General features: G+C 55.6%; 15 protein-coding genes. 2 read left to right on the top strand and 13 right to left on the bottom strand.

All coding sequences use genetic code 11. The annotated features are described in order from the left end of the window. Positions 1 to 13: 13 nt before the first annotated feature. The 4 genes from ACJJIT_RS19615 to glyQ all read right to left on the bottom strand — a co-directional run bounded on the left by ACJJIT_RS19615 (position 14) and on the right by glyQ (position 6,992). Positions 14 to 2,995 (bottom strand): S8 family serine peptidase, encoded by a 2,982-nt coding sequence (locus ACJJIT_RS19615; protein WP_444899423.1) that lies wholly within the window; start codon positions 2,993 to 2,995, stop codon positions 14 to 16. A 353-nt stretch (positions 2,996 to 3,348) separates the two neighbouring features. Continuing rightward, positions 3,349 to 3,900, bottom strand: a complete 552-nt coding sequence (gene gmhB, locus ACJJIT_RS19610; protein ID WP_444899422.1) for a D-glycero-beta-D-manno-heptose 1,7-bisphosphate 7-phosphatase — start codon at positions 3,898 to 3,900, stop codon at positions 3,349 to 3,351. 54 nt (positions 3,901 to 3,954) lie between these two features. Beyond that, positions 3,955 to 6,036 (bottom strand): glycine--tRNA ligase subunit beta, encoded by a 2,082-nt coding sequence (gene glyS, locus ACJJIT_RS19605; RefSeq protein ID WP_444899421.1) that lies wholly within the window; start codon positions 6,034 to 6,036, stop codon positions 3,955 to 3,957. After that, positions 6,036 to 6,992: a glycine--tRNA ligase subunit alpha gene (gene glyQ, locus ACJJIT_RS19600; RefSeq protein WP_444883267.1), complete on the bottom strand. Its 957-nt coding sequence runs from the start codon at positions 6,990 to 6,992 to the stop codon at positions 6,036 to 6,038. The genes glyS and glyQ overlap by 1 nt, the downstream gene beginning before the upstream one ends. A 157-nt stretch (positions 6,993 to 7,149) precedes the next feature. Here glyQ and ACJJIT_RS19595 point away from each other — a divergent pair, with 157 nt between their 5' ends. Next, positions 7,150 to 8,037: a lysophospholipid acyltransferase family protein gene (locus ACJJIT_RS19595; RefSeq protein WP_444899420.1), complete on the top strand. Its 888-nt coding sequence runs from the start codon at positions 7,150 to 7,152 to the stop codon at positions 8,035 to 8,037. A 42-nt stretch (positions 8,038 to 8,079) separates the two neighbouring features. On the opposite strand, the gene ACJJIT_RS19590 is transcribed toward ACJJIT_RS19595, so the two are convergent. The 9 genes from ACJJIT_RS19590 to def form a co-directional block, all read right to left on the bottom strand. Beyond that, a complete protein-coding gene (locus ACJJIT_RS19590) occupies positions 8,080 to 9,267 on the bottom strand; it encodes an ABC transporter permease (RefSeq protein WP_444899419.1) in 1,188 nt (395 codons plus the stop codon). Positions 9,268 to 9,333: 66 nt separating this feature from the next. Continuing rightward, on the bottom strand, positions 9,334 to 10,494 hold the full coding sequence (locus ACJJIT_RS19585) for an ABC transporter permease (RefSeq protein ID WP_444888978.1): 1,161 nt from the start codon (positions 10,492 to 10,494) through the stop codon (positions 9,334 to 9,336). Further along, positions 10,491 to 11,186, bottom strand: a complete 696-nt coding sequence (locus tag ACJJIT_RS19580; RefSeq protein ID WP_444883271.1) for an ABC transporter ATP-binding protein — start codon at positions 11,184 to 11,186, stop codon at positions 10,491 to 10,493. The genes ACJJIT_RS19585 and ACJJIT_RS19580 overlap by 4 nt, the downstream gene beginning before the upstream one ends. A 47-nt stretch (positions 11,187 to 11,233) precedes the next feature. Further along, positions 11,234 to 12,268, bottom strand: a complete 1,035-nt coding sequence (locus ACJJIT_RS19575; protein WP_444899418.1) for an efflux RND transporter periplasmic adaptor subunit — start codon at positions 12,266 to 12,268, stop codon at positions 11,234 to 11,236. Positions 12,269 to 12,370: 102 nt separating this feature from the next. Further along, positions 12,371 to 13,822 (bottom strand): TrkH family potassium uptake protein, encoded by a 1,452-nt coding sequence (locus ACJJIT_RS19570; protein WP_252083982.1) that lies wholly within the window; start codon positions 13,820 to 13,822, stop codon positions 12,371 to 12,373. 89 nt (positions 13,823 to 13,911) lie between these two features. After that, positions 13,912 to 15,297: a Trk system potassium transporter TrkA gene (gene trkA / locus ACJJIT_RS19565; RefSeq protein WP_252083983.1), complete on the bottom strand. Its 1,386-nt coding sequence runs from the start codon at positions 15,295 to 15,297 to the stop codon at positions 13,912 to 13,914. 30 nt (positions 15,298 to 15,327) lie between these two features. Further along, a complete protein-coding gene (rsmB, locus tag ACJJIT_RS19560; RefSeq protein ID WP_444899417.1) occupies positions 15,328 to 16,635 on the bottom strand; it encodes a 16S rRNA (cytosine(967)-C(5))-methyltransferase RsmB in 1,308 nt (435 codons plus the stop codon). Next, the gene (fmt, locus tag ACJJIT_RS19555; protein ID WP_444899416.1) at positions 16,632 to 17,585 is read right to left on the bottom strand and encodes a methionyl-tRNA formyltransferase; all 954 of its coding nucleotides are present in this window, start codon (positions 17,583 to 17,585) and stop codon (positions 16,632 to 16,634) included. Before fmt ends, rsmB begins: the two co-directional genes overlap by 4 nt. A gap of 64 nt (positions 17,586 to 17,649) precedes the next feature. Beyond that, positions 17,650 to 18,156 (bottom strand): peptide deformylase, encoded by a 507-nt coding sequence (def, locus tag ACJJIT_RS19550; protein ID WP_444887632.1) that lies wholly within the window; start codon positions 18,154 to 18,156, stop codon positions 17,650 to 17,652. A gap of 183 nt (positions 18,157 to 18,339) precedes the next feature. Between def and ACJJIT_RS19545 the strand changes: the two genes are divergently transcribed. Further along, complete coding sequence (locus ACJJIT_RS19545) at positions 18,340 to 19,410, top strand: LysM peptidoglycan-binding domain-containing protein (protein WP_444899415.1); 1,071 nt, start codon at positions 18,340 to 18,342, stop codon at positions 19,408 to 19,410. Positions 19,411 to 19,472: the final 62 nt, after the last annotated feature.

Below are 19,472 nucleotides of genomic sequence, written 5' to 3'. Positions count from 1 at the left end.
AGGGAATGGCTTTCTATTGGGTATTCACCATAACTTCGGTTTCGGCAAATACGGTCTCACCGTTACCGTGGCTGAGAATTCCCAAGGCTCGGGTACCAGGGGAGAGATCCAGCCACTCCAGATTGATAGTGCCACTACTATTTATTTGTGCCTGCGGCGGAGCTATGAGCTGGGTATTGCCGTTGTCTCCACTCAGGTTAAAGTTAAATAGGGTAAATGGCGTAGGGCCCTCCGCAGAGGCGTAGTCCACTACGAATACCGCATACTGACCTGCGGCGGGATTGACCAAATCGACAGATTCAGCGGAAGTCGGTGAGCCACTGGTGCCCACCTCTGGGAAATCGGGGCCGGGGCCGTAGACTTGTAAATCCAAGTCGTCGCTGCCACTACCATCGCCCACATCCGCATCAAATAAGGCTACGCGGGCAAGCTTTGTACCCTCCGGAATATCGAAGAAAATCAGCTGGTTTTCTCCATCCTCAACGCTACCAGGGAAAGGTACGCCTTCCGCCAAGCCGTTGATATCCACTTGATAGTTGCCGTTATAACCAAATTGTACGGGCAGGTTTACTGCACCATCGCTGCCATCGACACTGATCTTCTGAGTTGTGGATAGTGGAACCGGGCGTACAGCGATAGGACTGCGTACTTCCTGGCGTAAACCAACAGATTTCCAGCTTAATTCGCCAAATACCCACTCGTTCATGGCCGCTTCTTCGGTAACCGTAAAGGTAACTTCAAACTCGGCGCTATCTCCCTCTCTAAGGCGTAGGGTTTTAGGGTTAACACTGACCTCGACACCTGCGGGTGCCTCTACAGAAGCCCAATACCATCTCTGACCGCGGCCGACGCTGGTGACACGGCGCTTGATGGTTTGGGTGCCAACCAATTCACCGATGCCGATTGATGGCAGGTTGAGATCACTGGAATCCAAAGAATAGCCAGCGGAAACCAGTCCCTCACAGGTACTGGCCTCGATAATCTGCGGCTGATTTTCTGCGCCACAGAGGAAGGCTAGATAGTCGTTGAAACCGGCATCGTAGACTAGACCGGGGTCGAAAGCCGCGGCGGGCACTATAGCGCCAGCACCAATATCGAAGGGATCAGCGGCTTCGGGTCCGAAGGACTTTTGCAGGTTGGTGCGCGCCGTACTCATCAGTGCGGATTTGGCCATAGCCGGGCTCCAGTCCGGATGAGCCTGTTTTAACAGGGCCATAATACCGGCGACATGGGGGCTGGCCATGGAGGTGCCATTTTTGGCGGCGAATAGGTTGCCGCCACTCAGTACCGGTGAAGTACCGGCGAGAATGCCTACGCCCGGTGCTGCCACATCCGGCTTGATAATATCCGTCGCACCCACGTTGTGGCCGCGGGAAGAAAAGCTGGCGATGCGGTCTTCGCGGGAAATCTTCAGCTCTGGATCCAGGGTGCCCGTGACCCCCGAATTCTCAACCAGCATGGCGCCATCCGCATGGCGAATCATCACACCTGGGATCGTAGTATCCGGTGCCGACATAACGATCGGATCCATACGGTCTACAGCACTGCCGTCGTTATAGACAACAATGGCCACTGCGCCGGCGTCTGCAGCATTGTTGTATTTAGTACTGAAGGAGCATCCCCCACGCTTCACCAGCGCGATTTTGCCTTCAATGGCCTCGGAGTTGGTGAGTGCGGAGCAGGCCTCCAGAGGGGCACCCACAACAACAGGTGCCGATAGTAGACCTGCATCTTCCATAGTGATCGGGCCGTTGCCTTCACGAGCATCGTAGGTGCCCACAACCGCTTCAGGGGCATCCACCTGCAGGGCCGTGCCAAAGCTCTGGTCGTCTTCGGCGGCCGCCACTGCGGTAATCCAGGGGACACCAGAAGGCGTGCCCATTGTTTGTGGGCCTGGGCCATTATTGCCAGCAGAAGTGGCAACAAAAACGCCCGCATCGGCGGCAAACAGGAAGGCGATCTCATCGGCACCGGTAAAAACGGTACTGGAGCCACCCACTGAGAAGTTGATGACATCCACACCGTCGGCCACGGCTTCGTCAATAGCAGCCATGGAGTCTGCCGAGGAGCAGCCGCTATCGTCCGGGTCTGGGGCATCCCAGCACACCTTATAGGCCGCGATACGGGCACGCGGCGCCATACCGGTCAGGGTTTTCCCATCTGGGGTCACTACACCGTAGTTCCCTGCGGCAGTGGTGGCGGTGTGGGTGCCGTGTCCGTCCGCATCCCGTGCAGAGAGAAACTCGTAATCCGCCAGAGTCTTGTTGGAGAGGAAGGCGTCTGAAAAAGACTTGGCCTTGATCAGTTTGTTATTGCAGGTAAAGGCGGCGTCACCGGGGTTAAAGTCTGTGTTACCAAACTCACAGCCCTCACCGATAAAGGATTCAGGCACCGGACCATAGGAAATATTGACGCCACGATTGCCCTGCCGTGGCGTTGGAACATCCATCAGGCTCGGGTGTTCTGGATGAATACCCGAGTCGATTACACCCACGACCACATCCTCACCGGTGATTCCCCAGAGCCAGGGACTGGGTGTATTTGTCAGGCCGAGGAAGTCTGCAGTGGAATCGGTATGCATTTTCAGCAGGCGATCTTCCCAGACGCCTTTCACATCTTTATGGCTACGCAGTGCTTCGGCATCCTTTTCACTCATAACTGCGGCAAAGCCGTTGAAGGCCGCCTTGTATTCATGCACTTTGCGTGCGCCGGGCACCGCAGAAAGCACCTGTTGACGACGTGTTTTGAGAAAATCGGAGTAGTGGCGATAGCTACTACTGCGCGGGTCAGCCTTGCGACGTACATTGGACTTAGCGCTGGAGAGGCCCGCGACTGTGCCGCTGTAGGTGGAGAGTGGCTCGCCATCGAGCTGTACGATATAGACCTTTTTATTCTTTTGGATTTCGGGGGTGAGCGTGTCTGCTACTGAGGCTGCGAAACTACTGCCAGAGCACAGCAGGCCCGCAATAAGCGAGGAAATTATTTTTCTTTTCATTGAGTTGTCCCATTTTTTTATTTTAACAGGCGGGTAGAGGTGGGAGAGAAAGTGCGCTGTTTATCCAATGTCACTGACACCCAACAAGCCATCCTTGGTCTGGCAGAGCGCGCTTTCACTGGGATAAAGCCACCCGACCTGTGACTCGCTTTTAAAGTAATGTGTCGCAGGACTCAATAAACTGGCGTCATAGTCATTGTTTTGTACTATTTTTGCTAACTGGCGAGAAAGAAAAAAAAGTAAGTCACAAATGCGAGGTGGCGCAGTAGTGGAGAGGGTTTCTGATGACGCTTTTCCGCGAGATTGGAAAAGCTCATTAAATTTAGAGGGCTGTAAAAGAGATATCAGTGGGCTCAGGGGCCCACTAGAAACAGGCTGAAACTGGCTAAGTCGGCAAACACAGCGGTTTCCGCCAGACGCGGATCGGGGCTCTCTACTAGCTGTTGCAGGGTTTCTGCGCCTGCACCGGTTTTTAGTAGGACCGGCTTACACCCCTTGGCCAAGGCCAGCTGTAAATCGGCCAGTTTATCACCGAGCAGATAGCAGCCATGCAAGCTGGTGTCGAATTCCGCTTCGATGGCATCCAGCAGGCCCGCCTGGGGTTTGCGGCAACGGCAGTTGTCTTCAGGCCCATGGGGGCAGTAGAAAATCGCGGCAATTTCACCGCCTGCATCCTCTACCAGGGAACGCATCTTGGCGTGTATCGCCTCCAAGTCATCCAAGTCAAACTGGCCCAGGGCCAGGCCGCTCTGGTTGGTGGCAATCACCAGTTGGTGGCCAGCCTGACTGAGCGCAGCCAGTGCTTCAATACTGCCGGGCAGGGGCTGCCATTCGTCTGCGGATTTTACGAACTGGTTGGGGTTTTGATTAATGACCCCATCGCGGCCAAGAAGAATTATTGCCATGTCGATTCGCCTGTTTCGTTGAGGCGGGGCGCAGAGCCCCGCTTCAAGTCGCTATTACTTGGCTGGAACCAACAGGGAGATGTCGGCAACTTCGAGGAACAGTGCACGCAGCTGGGCCAGTAGGGCCAGGCGGTTGTTGCGCAGTTGCTCGTCGTCACTCATTACCATCACATGGTCGAAGAAGTTGTCCACGGTTTCACGCAGGCCCGCCAGGCCGGCGAGCCCTTCGGCGAAAAGCGCATCGCTATACAGCGGTTCAACTTCTGTGCGGGCAACCTGTACAGCGGCGAACAGGGCTTTCTCCGCTTCCTCCTGCAATAGTGCTTCATCGACACTGCTGGGCACTGTGCCATCCAGCTTGGCGAGGATATTGGAAACGCGTTTGTTCGCTGCTGCCAGGGCGCCGGACTCCGGTAGTTGGCTGAAGGCGTTAACCGCGTGCACACGGTTGTCGATATCCAGCGGGCGCGACAGCTTGCGCGCGGCAACCGACATAAATACCTCGGCGGCAATGCCCTGATCCTCGTAGCGGGCGCGGAAGCGCTCCAGTACGTATTGCAGGGTCTGCTCTACCACCTTGTCGTATTCACCCAGGGCGGTGCGCGGGTAGTTGTCGCGGGCCAATTCCAGCAATTCTCGCAGGTCCAGATCGAGGCGCTTTTCAACGAGGATGCGGATGATGCCCAGGCTGGCGCGGCGCAGGGCGAAGGGGTCGCGGGAGCCGCTGGGGGGTTGGCCTATGCCGAAGATGCCGACCAAAGTATCCAGGCGATCTGCCAGGGCAATTACAGTACCGGTGTCGCTGGCGGGCAGCTCGTCACCGGCAAACTTGGGCATATACTGCTCGTACATGGCCTTGGCCACATCCAACGGCTCGCCGTCGTTTTCGGCGTAGTAGTAGCCGGCGATGCCCTGCATATCGGCAAACTCGAACACCATCTCGGTAACCAGGTCCGATTTACACAGGCGGCCGGCGCGCTCGGCCCAGTCGCCGTTGCTTCCGGTTTTCTCAGCGATGGTGCGGGCTAGGGCAGCTACCCGTTCAGTCTTGTCGTAGACGCTACCTAAGTGCTGCTGGAATACGATTTGGCGCAGTTTCTCACGGCGTGATTCCAGGCTGGTCTTCTTGTCGGTCTCAAAGAAGAAGGCAGCATCCGCCAGGCGCGGCCGGATTACGCGCTCATTGCCGTGGATAACCTGGGCGGCATCCTGGCTCTCGATATTGGACACAGTGATAAAGAACGGCAGCAATTGGCCATCTTCATCGACTACGTGGAAATACTTCTGGTGCTCCTTCATGGAGGAGATCAGGGCTTCAGCGGGCACTTCCAGGAAGCGCTCTTCGAAGCGGCCGGTAAGGGCGACAGGCCACTCCACCAGCGCAGTGACTTCGTCGAGCAGGTCGTCGTCGATGACCGCTTCACCATTGACGTTATTGGCTTCGGCAATAACTTGAGCGCGAATGGCTTCGCGGCGCTCGGCGAAATCTGCCATGACGTAGCCGGGTTCGCGCAGAACTTGTGCATAGTCGTGGGCGGAGTGGATCTCCAGTTCCCGATTGCAGTGGAAGCGATGACCACGGCTGGTTTTTCCGGCTTTCAAGCCGAGTACTTCACCATCTACGACCTTGTTGCCAAACAGCATGACGAGCCAGTGCACCGGGCGCACAAACTCTTCGCGGCGCGCACCCCAGCGCATGCGCTTGGGAATAGGAAGCTGAGCCAGTGCCTTTTCGACAATACCAGCCAACAGGGATTCAGTTTCAGCGCCTTTCTGTTCACTGATAAAGGCCAGGCGCTCGCCTTTGTCGGTCAATTTGCGTCCCAGCTCTTCAACGGTTACGCCGTTGCTGCGGGCGAAACCCTCTGCGGCCTTGCTGGGCTTGCCTTCTTTATCGAAGGCGGCTTTGACGGCCGGGCCCAGCTTTTCAATTTGTTTGTCTTGCTGCTTATCTGCCAAACCGAATACCGCTACAGCCAGGCGGCGGGGGGCTGCGTAGGCTTTCACTTCGCCAAAAGATAACTCGGCGCCTTTGAGGCCTTGGGTAATACCATCGGCGAAAGCGCTCATCAATTTGTGTAACGCCTTGGGTGGCAGCTCTTCGGTGCCCAGTTCTACCAGAAAATCCTGAGCCATTACTGCTTCTCCTCTTGCTCGATGTCTTCCGCCAAAATATCTGCTCGCAGTGCTTCATCTGCCATGGGGAAGCCTAAGGCGCGGCGCGCATCGTAGTAAGCCTGTGCCACGGCGCGGGCCAGGGTGCGTACGCGCAGGATATAGCGCTGGCGCTCGGTCACTGAGATGGCGTGGCGCGCATCCAGCAGATTGAAGGCGTGGGAGGCCTTCATAACTTGCTCGTAAGCGGGCAGCGGCAGGCCCAGCTCAATCAGGCGTGTGCTCTCGCGCTCGCAGTGATCGAAGGTGGCGAACAGGAACTCCACATCGGCGTGTTCAAAGTTGTAGTGGGACATTTCCACTTCGTTCTGATGGAAAACGTCGCCGTAAGTGACGGGACTGCCGTCCGGGTTGCGGGTCCACACTAAATCGTAGATAGACTCGACCCCCTGCAAGTACATGGCGATACGCTCGAGACCGTAGGTGATTTCGCCGGTAACCGGGTAGCACTCGAGGCCGCCCACCTGCTGGAAGTAGGTAAACTGGGTGACTTCCATACCGTTCAGCCAAACTTCCCAGCCGAGGCCCCAGGCGCCCAGGGTTGGGGATTCCCAGTTATCTTCCACAAAGCGGATATCGTGGATAGCCGGGTCTACGCCCATGGCGCGTAGGCTATCGAGGTACAATTCCTGGATATTGTCCGGGGATGGCTTCATCACTACCTGGTATTGGTAGTAGTGCTGAAGGCGGTTGGGATTCTCGCCGTAGCGGCCATCGGTGGGGCGGCGGCAGGGCTGTACATAAGCCGCATTCCAGTTTTCCGGGCCTATGGCGCGCAGGAAAGTGGCCGGATGAAAGGTGCCGGCGCCCACTTCCATATCCAGAGGCTGTAGAATGACGCACCCTTGGCGCGCCCAATAATCCTGTAGGGCAAAAATAAGTCCCTGGAAGGTACTGAGATCGTATTGCTTGGACACCGCTATCTCCGGATCAGTATCTGCTGTGGGCAAAGGGACGCAATTATAGCGGCAGCGACTGCTGCGCTTAAAGCGCTATAGCCGCGTCAAGAGGTTTCAATGGCCATACTTGGGCAACACGACCACTTTAAAGTGGTTTTTGTATAGGAAGTAGTGAGTGGATATTAAGGGGCGCCTTGCTGTAGCGGCACTGAAAATCATCGGTAAATTGCCGTTGCACTGGTCGCGGCGATTGGGTTGGTTTGCTGGCAAAATGGTTGTGTGGACTCGTTCCGAAGGCCTGCGCCTGAGCCGTATTAATCTCAAACTCTGCTATCCGGCAATGGACCCCAAACAGCGCGAAAAGCTGGCAAGGGAGAGTGTGATCAACACGGCCATGGCGGGTTTTGAGATGGCGTCACTGTGGAATACGCCCTGGGCAAAAAATGAAAATGCCATTGTTCGTGTGCGAAATCAGCAGTTACTCAACGCCGGTGAGACCGATGGGCGCGGCACCATTGTGTTAATGCCGCATACTGGCAACTGGGAAATATTCGGCCTGTATGTGGGTACCTTGTCCCCCTGTGCTGTACTTTACCAGCCTCCAAAAATAGAAGCCCTGGACCCGGTGATTCGCAGCGGGCGCGAAGTAACCGGCGGCAAGATGGTGCCCACCAATGTGCACGGTGTACGCGCGCTGCTTAAATCATTGAAGGCTGGAGATTTAGCCCTGATTCTTCCCGACCAGGAACCGGATATGGGCGGTGACTTTGCCCCGTTTTTTGGGCGCCCGGCCCTGACTATGACCCTGGTGCACAATCTGATACAGCGCACCAAGTGCCATGTGGTTTTTGGGTTTGGCAAGCGTGTAGAAGGCGGTTTTGAGCTGGTTTTTGTCCCCGCAGAAAAAGCGATTTACAGTGAAGAGCAAAAAGTATCCCTGGCGGCGATGAACCGCGGTGTGGAGGCCTGCATCGCCCAGGCGCCGGAGCAGTATCAGTGGGAATACAAGCGCTTTCGCAGACAGCCGGAAGGCAAGAGTAAAATTTACCGCAAACAAACATAGGGGCCTGAGCGGCCCCTTTGTCTATCGGCATCTAGGTAAAATTTACGTCGCGTGGCGAAATGCCACAATTACCGGCATACGCGCGGCGCGCCAGGCGGGGAAAAAACCACTGACAAAGCCGATTACCAGCGCCAACACGGCGCCCTGCAAGAATAGGTCTGGGGACATCTCAAAACTGAACACCACCTGGGTAAAACTGCCGCCCAGGGTTGAGGTATTTAGGCCGTCGAAGAACAAGTAGGCGGCCAAAGACCCCAGTAGTCCACCAGCCACCGCCAGTACCATCGCTTCAGCAATCGTGCCGCAGAAAGCGGAAAAATTACTGAAGCCGAGGGCGCGCAGGGTGGCAATTTCCTTGGCACGGTCCGCCACTGAGGTGTACATGGTATTGAGTGCTCCAGCCAGGGCACCGAGGGCCATCACCGCACTGATAATCCAGCCAAAGGTGGCGATGTACTGCAGTTGTTTACCCTGACTGGCGAAGTATTCTCGCTCGGTCTGCGCTTCGAGATTAAGGCGCGGTTCCCGCGCAATGGTTTCCTTGACCGATGCCAGGCCGTCGTCATTGTCCAGTTGCAAGCGAATGGACTGATAACTGCTGCCACGGTTGTAATGGCTCTGGATTGTTTTGATATCTGCCCACAGCTCACTTTCAAAAATATTGCCCCCTGTGGAAAAAACTCCGACAACTGTCCACAGGTTTTTACCAAAGCGCACTTCCTTGCCAATCTCGAAACCACTGAATTCCCGCAGGACACCCTCGCCGACAATCATTTCATTGGTTCCGGGAACAAACATACGGCCTTCGGTTAAGTGCATGTTGGTGCGCATGGCCATACCGGTTTGGTTGAGTCCGCGCAGGGGGATATTGGCCTCGGTACCACTGGACTTTTTGATACCATCCACAATGACATAGAGTTCCGGTGAAACCTGTGGGCCGTTGGCGTCGCGGGCGACTCCTGCAGATTCGCTAATCAGGTTGACCTGATCCTGCAGGATCACCGAGTTGAGCTCGGTGGAGGAACCCTCGCGCATCAGGATGGCGATCTGGTTGGAGCCGGCGCCGCGCATAGTTTCTTCGAAGCCTTTGGCCATGGCGAGAAATGCCAGCAGTATTGCCACCACCACCGCCGAGGCCAGTACCATCGCCAGTGACATCCACAGGCGCCGGCGCAGGCTGCCCAGATTCATTAGGGTCACTGAAATAATTTGTGCAATTAGAGAGCCCATTGGCTTTCCTCCGGTTGGGCTTGATCAATCGGGCACCTATAGTGTTAGGAACTCGATCTGATGTATTTAGGGCTGACGATTAAATGCTGAGACAATATTCAGTCGCAGCGCGTTAAAAGCCGGTAGCAAGCCGGTAATAATTCCCAGCAGCAGCATAAAAAACAGCGCCTGCAGAGCGATATCGCCATCGAGAATCAAGTTGGGCAGGAAACGGGCGAGAAAGGTTTTTATTCCTTCAACTAACAGCCAGGCCGCAGCGAGTCCGGAGAGACCGCCGATAAATGCGACCAACAGGGATTCTGATAGCACCATGCGAAAAATACGTGCGCTGGAAAAGCCCAGGGTTTTGAGTACAGCTATCTCGCCGGTGCGCTCGCGAATTGCCAAGGCCATGGTATTGCCAACCACAATCAGAATGGTGAAAAACGCGGTAAAAACCACCGAGAAAATAATCAAACCGATATTGCCAATTTGCTCGATAAAAGCTTTATTAAAGGATTTTTCCGTACTGGTATCGGTTTCACTTTGCGAATTGGCAAAACTGTCATCAATGGTTTTGGCTACTTTCTCATTGAGAGAGGGATCGTCAGTAGTGAGTGCCATCCACCCTATCCAATCATTGCCAAATGTCTGAGTTTCCATGAAGTATTTATAATGGAATAACATTTGGCGAGTATCGTACTGCTCGGTATCCCCTTTAAAAATACCTGAGACTACAAACTCCCAGGTATAGCCACCATCTTTATGGGTAAATATATTTGAGGAGATAGGGATCCGGTCACCAATTTTCCAGCCATATATTTGCGCGAGTTTCTCACCTATCAGTGCGCCCTGACGATTGTTAAACCAAGCCTGTTTTTGCTCATCCGGAATCACTATTTCTTCGTAAACGCGTAAATAGGATTCGGGGTCCACTGCTAGCGAGACAATTTGTCTACTTTGTTCCTGATAATAACCGCCAAACCAGTTCAGGTGAGTGACATCTTTTACTCCCTCGACCGCAGCGACTTTTTGGAAATAAGAGATGGGTAGCGATTGGGTGAAATTAATCCGGTTAAAAACTACCAAGCGATTATCAGCGGATAACTCCACACTGGAATTGAGTGCAGATTTCAAACTGGTCACTGCGCCAAAAATTAAAAAAGCGATAAAAATTGCAAAGCAGGTGAGAAATAACCGCAGAGGTTTCCTCGTCATGTTTTTATAAATTAAATAGAGATCGTTCATGCCACTATTTCCCTCTGCACAAATTGTCCCTTGTCGAGATGCAGGGTGCGTTTGGCGTATTTGGCTGCGGCCGGGTCGTGGGTAACCATAACGATAGTCTTGCCGTGATCGCGGTTGAGTAGTTGCAGCATCTCCAGGATTTCATCGGCGGTGGCGCGGTCGAGATCACCGGTGGGCTCGTCACACAGAATGAGTTTAGGATCTGAAACAATTGCGCGGGCGATGGCCACCCGCTGTTGCTGGCCGCCGGACATTTCACTGGACATATGTTTGGCGCGATCGCTCAAGCCCACCAAAGCGAGGGCGGTTTCGACATTTTTGCGGCGCTGTGCTTTGGAGAGCTTGGTCAACAGTAGCGGCAGTTCTACATTGCGTTGGGCATTGAGCATCGGCATCAGGTTGTAGAACTGGAAAATAAAACCAATATTCTGCGCGCGCCAACGGGTTAGGGCGCTCTCATTGAGGGAGTCTATGCGGGTACCATCAAACCAAATTTCCCCGCTGGTGGGTTGATCGACACCGCCGAGCATATTTAACAGAGTGGTTTTTCCGGAGCCGGAAGGCCCCATAATGGCGACAAAATCTCCTCGCTCAATACTCATATTGAGATCGTCAAAAATAGAGATTTTCTCTTTACCTTTGATAAAACTCTTGCCGACATTTTTTAACTGAAACAACACATCTTCAGACATCTGTAATTTCCTTTTTTAATGAATAATTAGAGCCGTAGTTTGTGCCGTTAAAGAGCGACTTCCTCCCCGGCCAGGAAGCCGACCTTCACCCCCATATCCGGTAGGATACGGGCGTCTTTTTGATCGATACCGATACGCACACGCACCGTAGCTTTGGCGCGATCGGCGGTTGGAATAATTGCCACCACCGTGGCGGGAATATCCCACTCCGGGTAGGCGTCAAGATTCGCGTTTACCCTTTGACCAGTGGAGACCCGGCCGATAAATGCCTCATTGACATCCACTTCAATTTCCAGGGAGTTCATATCCACAATGGTACAGATACCGGTGCGGGTGAAACCGCCTCCGGCGGAGCTGGGTGCGACAATTTCGCCGGGCTGAGCATTTTTTTGTGTAACGATTCCCGCAAAGGGCGCGCGTATCGTGTGGTCCTCCAAGCGCTCCCGCTGTCGCTCGGCCTCCAGTTTAGCCACCTCAATATTTGCCCGAGCGCTGTTTAAATCGGCTCTCAAGCCTTCAACAGTGGCCTCACTCTGGGTGAGTTGTGCTTTGCTGGAGTAGTTTTTTTCACGCAAGCCAGCGAAACGCCGGTACTGACGCTCTGCTTCTTTTAGCTTGGCGAGAATACTGGCTTCCTGGGCTTGCAGTACCTGAATCTGCGCACGGGCAAATGCCAGGCTGACGCGCGCTTTGACGTCGTCGAGGCGGGCTAGCACTTGACCTTCCTGTACCTGCATACCCTCCTCGACATCTACACTGCTGATCAGTCCCATCACCTCTGCTGACACCGTAGCCATGCGTCGCGCGGTGATATATCCGGAGGCATTCAACACCGTCTCCAGGTGTGCGCTGGAGGGGGCAGATGGCGTAGTGTGTGTGTTGGTGGGAGTTGGGTTTGTGTTAGGGCTTGCGGGTGGGTCTTCGGCCAAGAGGGAGGCGCCAAAAAAACCAACTAGCAGGCCGGCGACTGCACCGGAGGAAGCCGCCAGCAGGGTTTTTCGGGGCGATGACGGTAAATCATTGGGAGCCGTATCCCGGTCAATTTTCAACTGACCGAGCAGCTCACTGGTGTTTCTGCTCATACAGCCATGTTCTTATTGATTACTTCCTGTAAAGAACAACTGTGGCAGAAACTAAAAAATATTGCTATTCGATTCGATCTGACTTGCGGCGTTGGCGCCAAATTAGTGGCGCCAAAAGGCGGGAGTTAAGAGCACCAGCAGGGTGAAAATTTCCAGGCGTCCCATCAGCATGGCGAGGATCAGAAACCACTTGGCCACCTCATTGACTGAACCGTAGTGAGATGCTGCCTCACCCAGAGCCGGGCCGATATTGCTCAGGCAGGAGGCCACCGTTGTCACAGAGGTGACGAAATCTTCGCCGGTGGCAATCACAATAATCGAGAGAATAAAAAACGACAGCACATAGACGGCAAAAAAGCCCCACACAGCATCGGTTACCCGATCGGGTACGATCTTGCGGTTGATCTTAATGGGTATCACCGCATTGGAGTGCACCAGTCGATTCAATTCGCGCATACCGGATTTCATAATCAACATGCCGCGCACCGCCTTGATACCACCGGAGGTAGAGCCGGCACAAGCGCCGAGAATACCCAGAAGAAGCAATGCGTAGGGAAGGAATACCGGCCAGGCGGAAAAGTTTTCAGAGGCAAAGCCGGCAGTGGTACTAATAGAAACCACCTGGAAGAAACCGTGTAGCAGGCTGTTGCCTGGTGAGAAGATATTCAGAATCCACAGATAACAGCTGATCAACAGGCCGGCTCCCAAAATTAGCATTACGTAGAATCGAAATTCGGAATCGCGCCAGTAGTGCTTGAGGGTTTTATTGCGGAAGGCATAAAAATGCAGGCCAAAGTTAATTGCCGCGGTGAACATGAAAATAATGCAGATCACCATAATGGCCCGGTTGTGAGCGTAGAAGCCCATACTGGCATCGTGGGTGGAAAAGCCGCCGTTAGCCACGGTGGAGAAAGCGTGTCCCACGGCATCGAACACGGTCATGCCCGCCCACCAGTAACCGATGCCGCACAGAATGGTCAGGATTACATAAATTACGATCAGTGCCCGCGCCGTCTCGGCGATGCGCGGTGTCAGCTTGGTATCTTTCACTGGGCCGGGTATTTCCGCTTTGTACAGCTGCATACCACCGATGCCGAGCATGGGCAGGATTGCTAGTGCAATAACAATTACACCGATACCACCAAACCACTGCAGCTGCTGGCGGTAGTAGAGGATGGCTGGAGGCAGGGAGTCCAGGCCGGTAATTACGGTGGCGCCGGTGGTGGTGAGCCCGGAAATCGACTCAAAAATCGAATCGGTAATACTTAGATCCGGCTGCGGACTGATAATAAACGGCAGGGAGCCGAAGCTGCCGAGGATTAGCCAGAATAGCGAAGTCACCACAAAGCCGTCGCGGGTGCGCAGGTCTTGGCGCAGGTCGTGCACCGGCAGCCACATAAACAAGCCGGTCACCAGAGTGATCACAAAGGCAATAACGAAGGCGTTGTGGGTATGGTCCTCATACCACAGGGACACGGCGATCGGTGGCAGCAGTGTCAGGCTGAACACAGTGAGGAGAATTCCGAAAACTCGCGCAATTACCGCAATTCGCATTGGCGCCTGTCAGCCTGTTATCTGTTGTTACTTTATATATATGGACGGCGGTGTTTGTAATCGCCGGACTATTCAATAAAAAATATGATTTAGAAAAAGCCGAAGCCAACCTGGAACAACTGCTCCACATGGCGTGTCTGGCGGCGATCCACCAGGAATACAATCACGTGATCGTCGCTTTGCACAATTACATCGTCGTGCGCCATCAAAACTTCGCTGCCATTTTCTGTTTCGCGCACTATGGCACCGATGGAGGCGCCCTCGGGCAGATCGATATCCTCGATTTTCTTTCCCACCACCTTGGAGGTGCGCTCGTCGCCGTGGGCGACAACTTCGATCGCCTCGGCGGCACCGCGACGCAGGGAGTGCACATTAACCATATCGCCGCGGCGCACATGGGTGAGCAGGCTGCCGATAGTATTTTGCTGGGGCGAAATGGCAATATCGATTTCCCCGCCTTGCACCAGGTCCACGTAGGCGCGGTTGTTGATCAGGGTCATCACCTTGCGCGCGCCCAGGCGTTTGGCCAGTAGCGATGACATGATGTTAGCTTCGTCATCGTTGGTGAGTGCGAGGAAAACATCGGTGTCCTCAATATTTTCTTCCAGCAACAGCTCTTGGTCCGAGGCGCTGCCGTGCAAGATAATGGTGTGGGACAGCTCCTCGGATAAAAATACGCAGCGTTCATGGCTGCGCTCAATAATTTTAACCGAGTAGCGGTTTTCCAATTTGGTTGCGAGCCGCAGGCCAATATTGCCACCACCGGCAATTACCACGCGCTTATAACCGTGTTCCAGGCGGCGCAACTCACTCATTACCGCACGGATATCGGCGCGTGCGGCGATAAAAAATACCTCGTCGCCGGCCTCGAGCACCGTGTCTCCCTGGGGAATGATCGGCCGGTTGCGTCGGTAGATGGCCGCCACACGGGTATCCACCTTGGGCATGTGCTCGCGCAGATAGCGCAGCTGATGGCCTACCAGAGGACCGCCCTGAACTGCCAATACAGTGACCAGCTGCACGCGACCGCCGGCGAAATCCAGCACCTGCAGCGCGCCGGGGTGTTCCATCAGGCGTGCGATATATTCGGAGACCAGCTGCTCGGGGCTGATCAAAACGTCGATGGGAATCGCCTGGTTGTCGAATAACTCGGGGTACTGCAGATAAGAAGAGGCGCGCACGCGTGCGATCTTGGTGGGCACACGGAACAATGAATGGGCAATCTGGCAGGCTGCCATATTGGTTTCATCGTTATTGGTGACCGCCACCAGAATATCGGCATCCTCAATGCCGGCATTCATCAGCACGTCGGGATGGGAGGCGTGGCCGTTAACCACGCCAATGTCAATGCGATCACGCAACTCGCGCAGAGTTTTTTCGTCGCTGTCCACCAGCACAATATCATTGCGCTCGGAGGCCAGAGCCTCCGCCAGTGAGCCGCCCACCTGGCCGGCGCCGAGAATGACAATTTTCATATCGGATGAGACTCGCGGCTAGCGCTGCTGTTATTCGGCCTTGCTGAGCAGAGCGTAGTAGAAACCGTCGCCGCCACCGTTATGGGGTAACAGTTGCATTCCAGCAACTTGTTTTTCACCCCAGGACTTACCGTGCAGCAGTTGCGGAGTATTGTCGCTCGCATCGTCGGTCTCCGCAACGAAGGCGGCGACAACTTCACTATTTTCGGCCGGTAACACTGAACAGGTGGCGTATAGCAGACTGCCACCGGGTTTGAGCATTGCCCAGGTGGCGCGCAGAATTTCCGCCTGCAGCCTGGCCAACTCGGCGATATCCTCGGCACGGCGCAGCAGTTTGATATCCGGGTTGCGGCGAATCACCCCGGTGGCAGAGCAGGGTGCATCGAGCAGAATACGGTCGTACTGCTGTCCATCCCACCAGGCATCCGGCGCAGCCGCATCGGCGCAAATTAACTGTGCGGAGAGGCCGCAACGTTCGAGGTTTTCCTGCACCCGATCGAGTCGCTCCTCCTCGATATCCAGGGCACTCAATTCTATAGCGGGCTGCTGCTCCAATAGATGGCAGCTTTTGCCTCCCGGCGCGGCACAGGCATCCAGCACCCGCTCGCCTTCACAGGGTGCCAGCAGTTGCGCTGCCAGCTGGGCGGATTCATCTTGCACACTCACCAGGCCCTCGGCAAAACCGGGCAGAATTCCCACAGGTACTGCTTCGAGCAGGGTGATGCCAACCGGAGAGAGGGTACAGGCCTCGGCGGACAGGCCGGTCTCGTCGAGCTGCTGCAGGTAATCCTCGCGGGAAATGCGCGCGCTGTTGACCCTCAAGGTCATGGGGGGATTGGTATTGTTAGCGCGAAAAATCTCCGACGCTTGCACTGGCCAGGCGGCTTTGATCGCCTGTTGCATCCAGGCGGGGTGCATAGAGCTGAACTGGGGGTTGCCGGACAATTTTCGCTGCAAACGCTCGCGTTCGCGTAAAGCGTTGCGCAGTACGCCGTTGATCAGGCCAGTGGCGCGATCCAACTTGAGACTGCGGGCGGCATTGACCGTGGCAGAGATAGCAGCGTGATCGGGGATGCGGGTGTATTCCAGTTGATACAGGCCCAGCAGGATCAGTGCGCTCACCAGGCTATCGCTGGGGGTTTTGCGCAGTAGCTTGGTAGCGATCAGTTGCAGGCGCGGGGCGGTGCGGGCACTGCCGTAGCACAGCTCGCGCAGCAGGGCGCGGTCGCGCTCCTCAACCTTGTCTTCGGCTTTAGGTAACAGGCGTGCCAGTGAACCTTGCGCTTCCAGTAGTGCGGCCACCACTCGGGCTGCTTCGGCGCGTACATCTCTACTCATAGTGATCCCAATTGTGTGCCGGGAGTGAACAGCGCCCGGTAGCCTTTCAAAATTTCCGCTGTGGGCAGCGCTTTTTTACCGGGTAGCTGAAGTACTTGCAGACGCAGGGCTTCGCGACCACAGGCCACCAGAATACCCTCGTCATCGCTGGCTAGAATGGTGCCGGGCGTATCGCTGTGACAGCCGCGTTCCAGGCTGGCGCTGTAGATACGCAGGCGTTGTTCGCCTTTACTTTCGCTATAGGTAGTCCAACACACCGGGAAGGGATTGAAGGCGCGGATCTGGCGCTGCAGTTCTTGCGCCGGGCGCTGCCAGTCGATGCGCGCCTCCTCTTTGCTGATTTTATTAGCGTAATTGGCTGTAGCATCATCTTGAGTCACCGGCTTGGCGACGCCTGAGGCCAGCTGCGCTAGGGCTTCAATCAGAGCCGGGCCGCCGAGTTCGGCGAGCTTGTCGTGCAGGCTGCCTCCCGTATCTTGCTCAGTAATGTCACAGCGGCGCTCCACCAGTACCGGACCCGTATCAAGCCCGGCTTCCATTTGCATGATTGCCACACCGCTGTGGCTGTCACCCGCCTCGACGGCGCGCTGAATGGGAGCGGCGCCGCGCCAGCGCGGCAGCAGGGAGGCGTGTACGTTGATACAGCCCAGTCGCGGGGTGTCTAGCACTGCTTGCGGCAGGATCAGTCCATAGGCCACCACCACCATGATATCGGCGCCGAGTGCCGTCAGCTCTTCCTGCGCTGCCTGGTCGCGCAGGCTCTGCGGTTGATACACGGGGATATCGTGGGAGAGGGCCAGCTGCTTGACTGGGCTGGCCAGCAGTTTCTTACCGCGCCCCGCCGGCCTGTCCGGTTGGGTGTAAACGGCGATGACAGTGTGGTCGCTGTCGAGCAGCGCCTGCAGATGCACGGCGGCAAAGTCCGGCGTGCCGGCAAAAATGATATTCACTGGCGGATTCTCAGATCGAGGGATGGAGATGGCGCCGGGCCTGCCGGCGGCCAGTTTTTATAGATCAGGCGCGTCGGCGCTGGGACTTTTCCAGCTTGGAGCGAATGCGGTTGCGCTTGAGTGGGGAGATGTAATCCACGAACAGTTTGCCATCCAGGTGGTCAACTTCGTGCTGGATACACACTGCCAGCAGCCCCTCTGCCTCTATGGCAAAAGGTTCGCCGTTGCGATCCAGCGCCTTGACGCGCACCCTGCGCGGGCGTTCTACCGTCTCGTAGAAACCGGGTACCGACAGGCAACCCTCGTCGTACTGGTGGATCTCCGGGTCCAGTACTTCGATCTCCGGGTTGATAAATCCGTACGGCTCGCTGCTGTCTTCGGAAATATCCACCACCACGACGCGCTCGTGCACATTGACCTGGGTGGCGGCGAGGCCTATGCCAGGTGCGGCGTACATGGTTTCGAACATGTCGTCCAGCAGTTGACGGTGCGCGTCGGTAACTTCTGCGACGGGTTTGGCGATCTCACGCAGGCGCGGATCGGGAAATTCCAGTATCTCGAGTTTAGCCATAACACCTGTGACAAACTTCTAGTATTCGTTGAACGTGCGCTGATAACATTATGATCGCGCTCAATATTTACCGAGTGGACCCCGATTTTCGCTGGCGCCTTGCGCCCGGGGCCGGCCACATTTCCTGTAGAAGGGTGGTTCGGCGCTGAGAATTATAGCGATAAAGAGCATAGGAATGCTTCCATGAAAAAAATAATCCTGGCCGCCGTCTCGATGTTGGCGGTCGCCCTTGGCACCCAAGCGCAGGATCAGGTGCGCCTGAACCCCAGCCATCCGGATGCCTATGTTGTGCAAAAGGGCGATACCCTCTGGGATATCTCCAGTGAATTTCTGGTACAGCCCTGGTATTGGCCGGAGATCTGGCAAGTAAACCCCCAGGTTGAAAACCCTCACTTGATTTACCCCGGCGACAGCCTGCGCCTGGTGTATGTGGATGGCCAGCCGCAACTCCAGCTGCAGCGCGGCCCGCGGGCTTATCAATTGTCCCCCGGTGTTAATGGTAACCGCTTAACGCCGCAGATCCGTCGCCAAGCCGTGGAGGATGCGATTCCAGCGATTCCCCTCGATGCCATCAATGCCTTCCTCTCGCGCACCCGTATCGTCGAGCCCAATGCCTTCGAGGGTGCGCCTTATATTGTGTCCGGTTCCGATAACCACATTTTGATGGGGGCCGGCGATACCATCTACGCACGCGGTGATTTTGAAGTGCCCCTGGCCTCCTACGGTCTCTACCGCCCGGGCCCGGTGTATGTGGACCCCGTTAGCAATGAGACTCTGGGACGCCAGGCTCTTGGGATAGGTGAAGTGGATTTGCTACAGCTGGACCCGGATAACCGCCCTGGATTTTCCGTCGCCACCCTGGGCGTGGCCAGCACCGCCCGCGAGATCCGTCTCGAGGATCATTTGATGCCGGTGGAAGAGCGCTCTATCGATGCACTCTTTCACCCCAGTGCCCCGGCCGTGACAGTGAATGGCTTGATTGTTGGTGTCGATGAGGGTGTGACTCAGATTGGTAAATTCGACGTAGTTATCCTCAACCTGGGTGAGCGCGATGGCATAGTGCCTGGCAATGTGATGGCAGTTTATAAGCGCGGTTCTTTAGTGCGCGATCGTATCGCCGGAGACAGCGTGAAGCTGCCCGATGAGCGCGCTGGTGAGATGATGGTTTTCCGCACTTTTGAAAAGATGAGCCTGGCGCTTATTCTCGAAGCGGATCGCCCCTTGGCGGTGATGGACTCGGTGCGCAACCCCTAAATAAGTGTTGAAATCGAGCGGCGCCTCTTGCTGTTTGGAGCGCCGTAAATCTGAATACAACC

Source organism: Microbulbifer mixtoriginis (SeqCode), assembly GCF_052467515.1.
Note: the sequence above shows the minus strand (reverse complement) of the source record. Positions and strands in the feature narration are given on the sequence as shown.

Coding starts and splice junctions, on each gene's coding strand:
- ACJJIT_RS19615 (WP_444899423.1), bottom strand. CDS start 2,995: ATGAAAAGAAAAATAATTTCCTCGCTTATTGCGGGCCTGCTGTGCTCT.
- gmhB (WP_444899422.1), bottom strand. CDS start 3,900: ATGGCAATAATTCTTCTTGGCCGCGATGGGGTCATTAATCAAAACCCC.
- glyS (WP_444899421.1), bottom strand. CDS start 6,036: ATGGCTCAGGATTTTCTGGTAGAACTGGGCACCGAAGAGCTGCCACCC.
- ACJJIT_RS19590 (WP_444899419.1), bottom strand. CDS start 9,267: ATGGGCTCTCTAATTGCACAAATTATTTCAGTGACCCTAATGAATCTG.
- ACJJIT_RS19585 (WP_444888978.1), bottom strand. CDS start 10,494: ATGAACGATCTCTATTTAATTTATAAAAACATGACGAGGAAACCTCTG.
- ACJJIT_RS19580 (WP_444883271.1), bottom strand. CDS start 11,186: ATGTCTGAAGATGTGTTGTTTCAGTTAAAAAATGTCGGCAAGAGTTTT.
- ACJJIT_RS19575 (WP_444899418.1), bottom strand. CDS start 12,268: ATGAGCAGAAACACCAGTGAGCTGCTCGGTCAGTTGAAAATTGACCGG.
- ACJJIT_RS19570 (WP_252083982.1), bottom strand. CDS start 13,822: ATGCGAATTGCGGTAATTGCGCGAGTTTTCGGAATTCTCCTCACTGTG.
- trkA (WP_252083983.1), bottom strand. CDS start 15,297: ATGAAAATTGTCATTCTCGGCGCCGGCCAGGTGGGCGGCTCACTGGCG.
- rsmB (WP_444899417.1), bottom strand. CDS start 16,635: ATGAGTAGAGATGTACGCGCCGAAGCAGCCCGAGTGGTGGCCGCACTA.
- def (WP_444887632.1), bottom strand. CDS start 18,156: ATGGCTAAACTCGAGATACTGGAATTTCCCGATCCGCGCCTGCGTGAG.
- ACJJIT_RS19545 (WP_444899415.1), top strand. CDS start 18,340: ATGAAAAAAATAATCCTGGCCGCCGTCTCGATGTTGGCGGTCGCCCTT.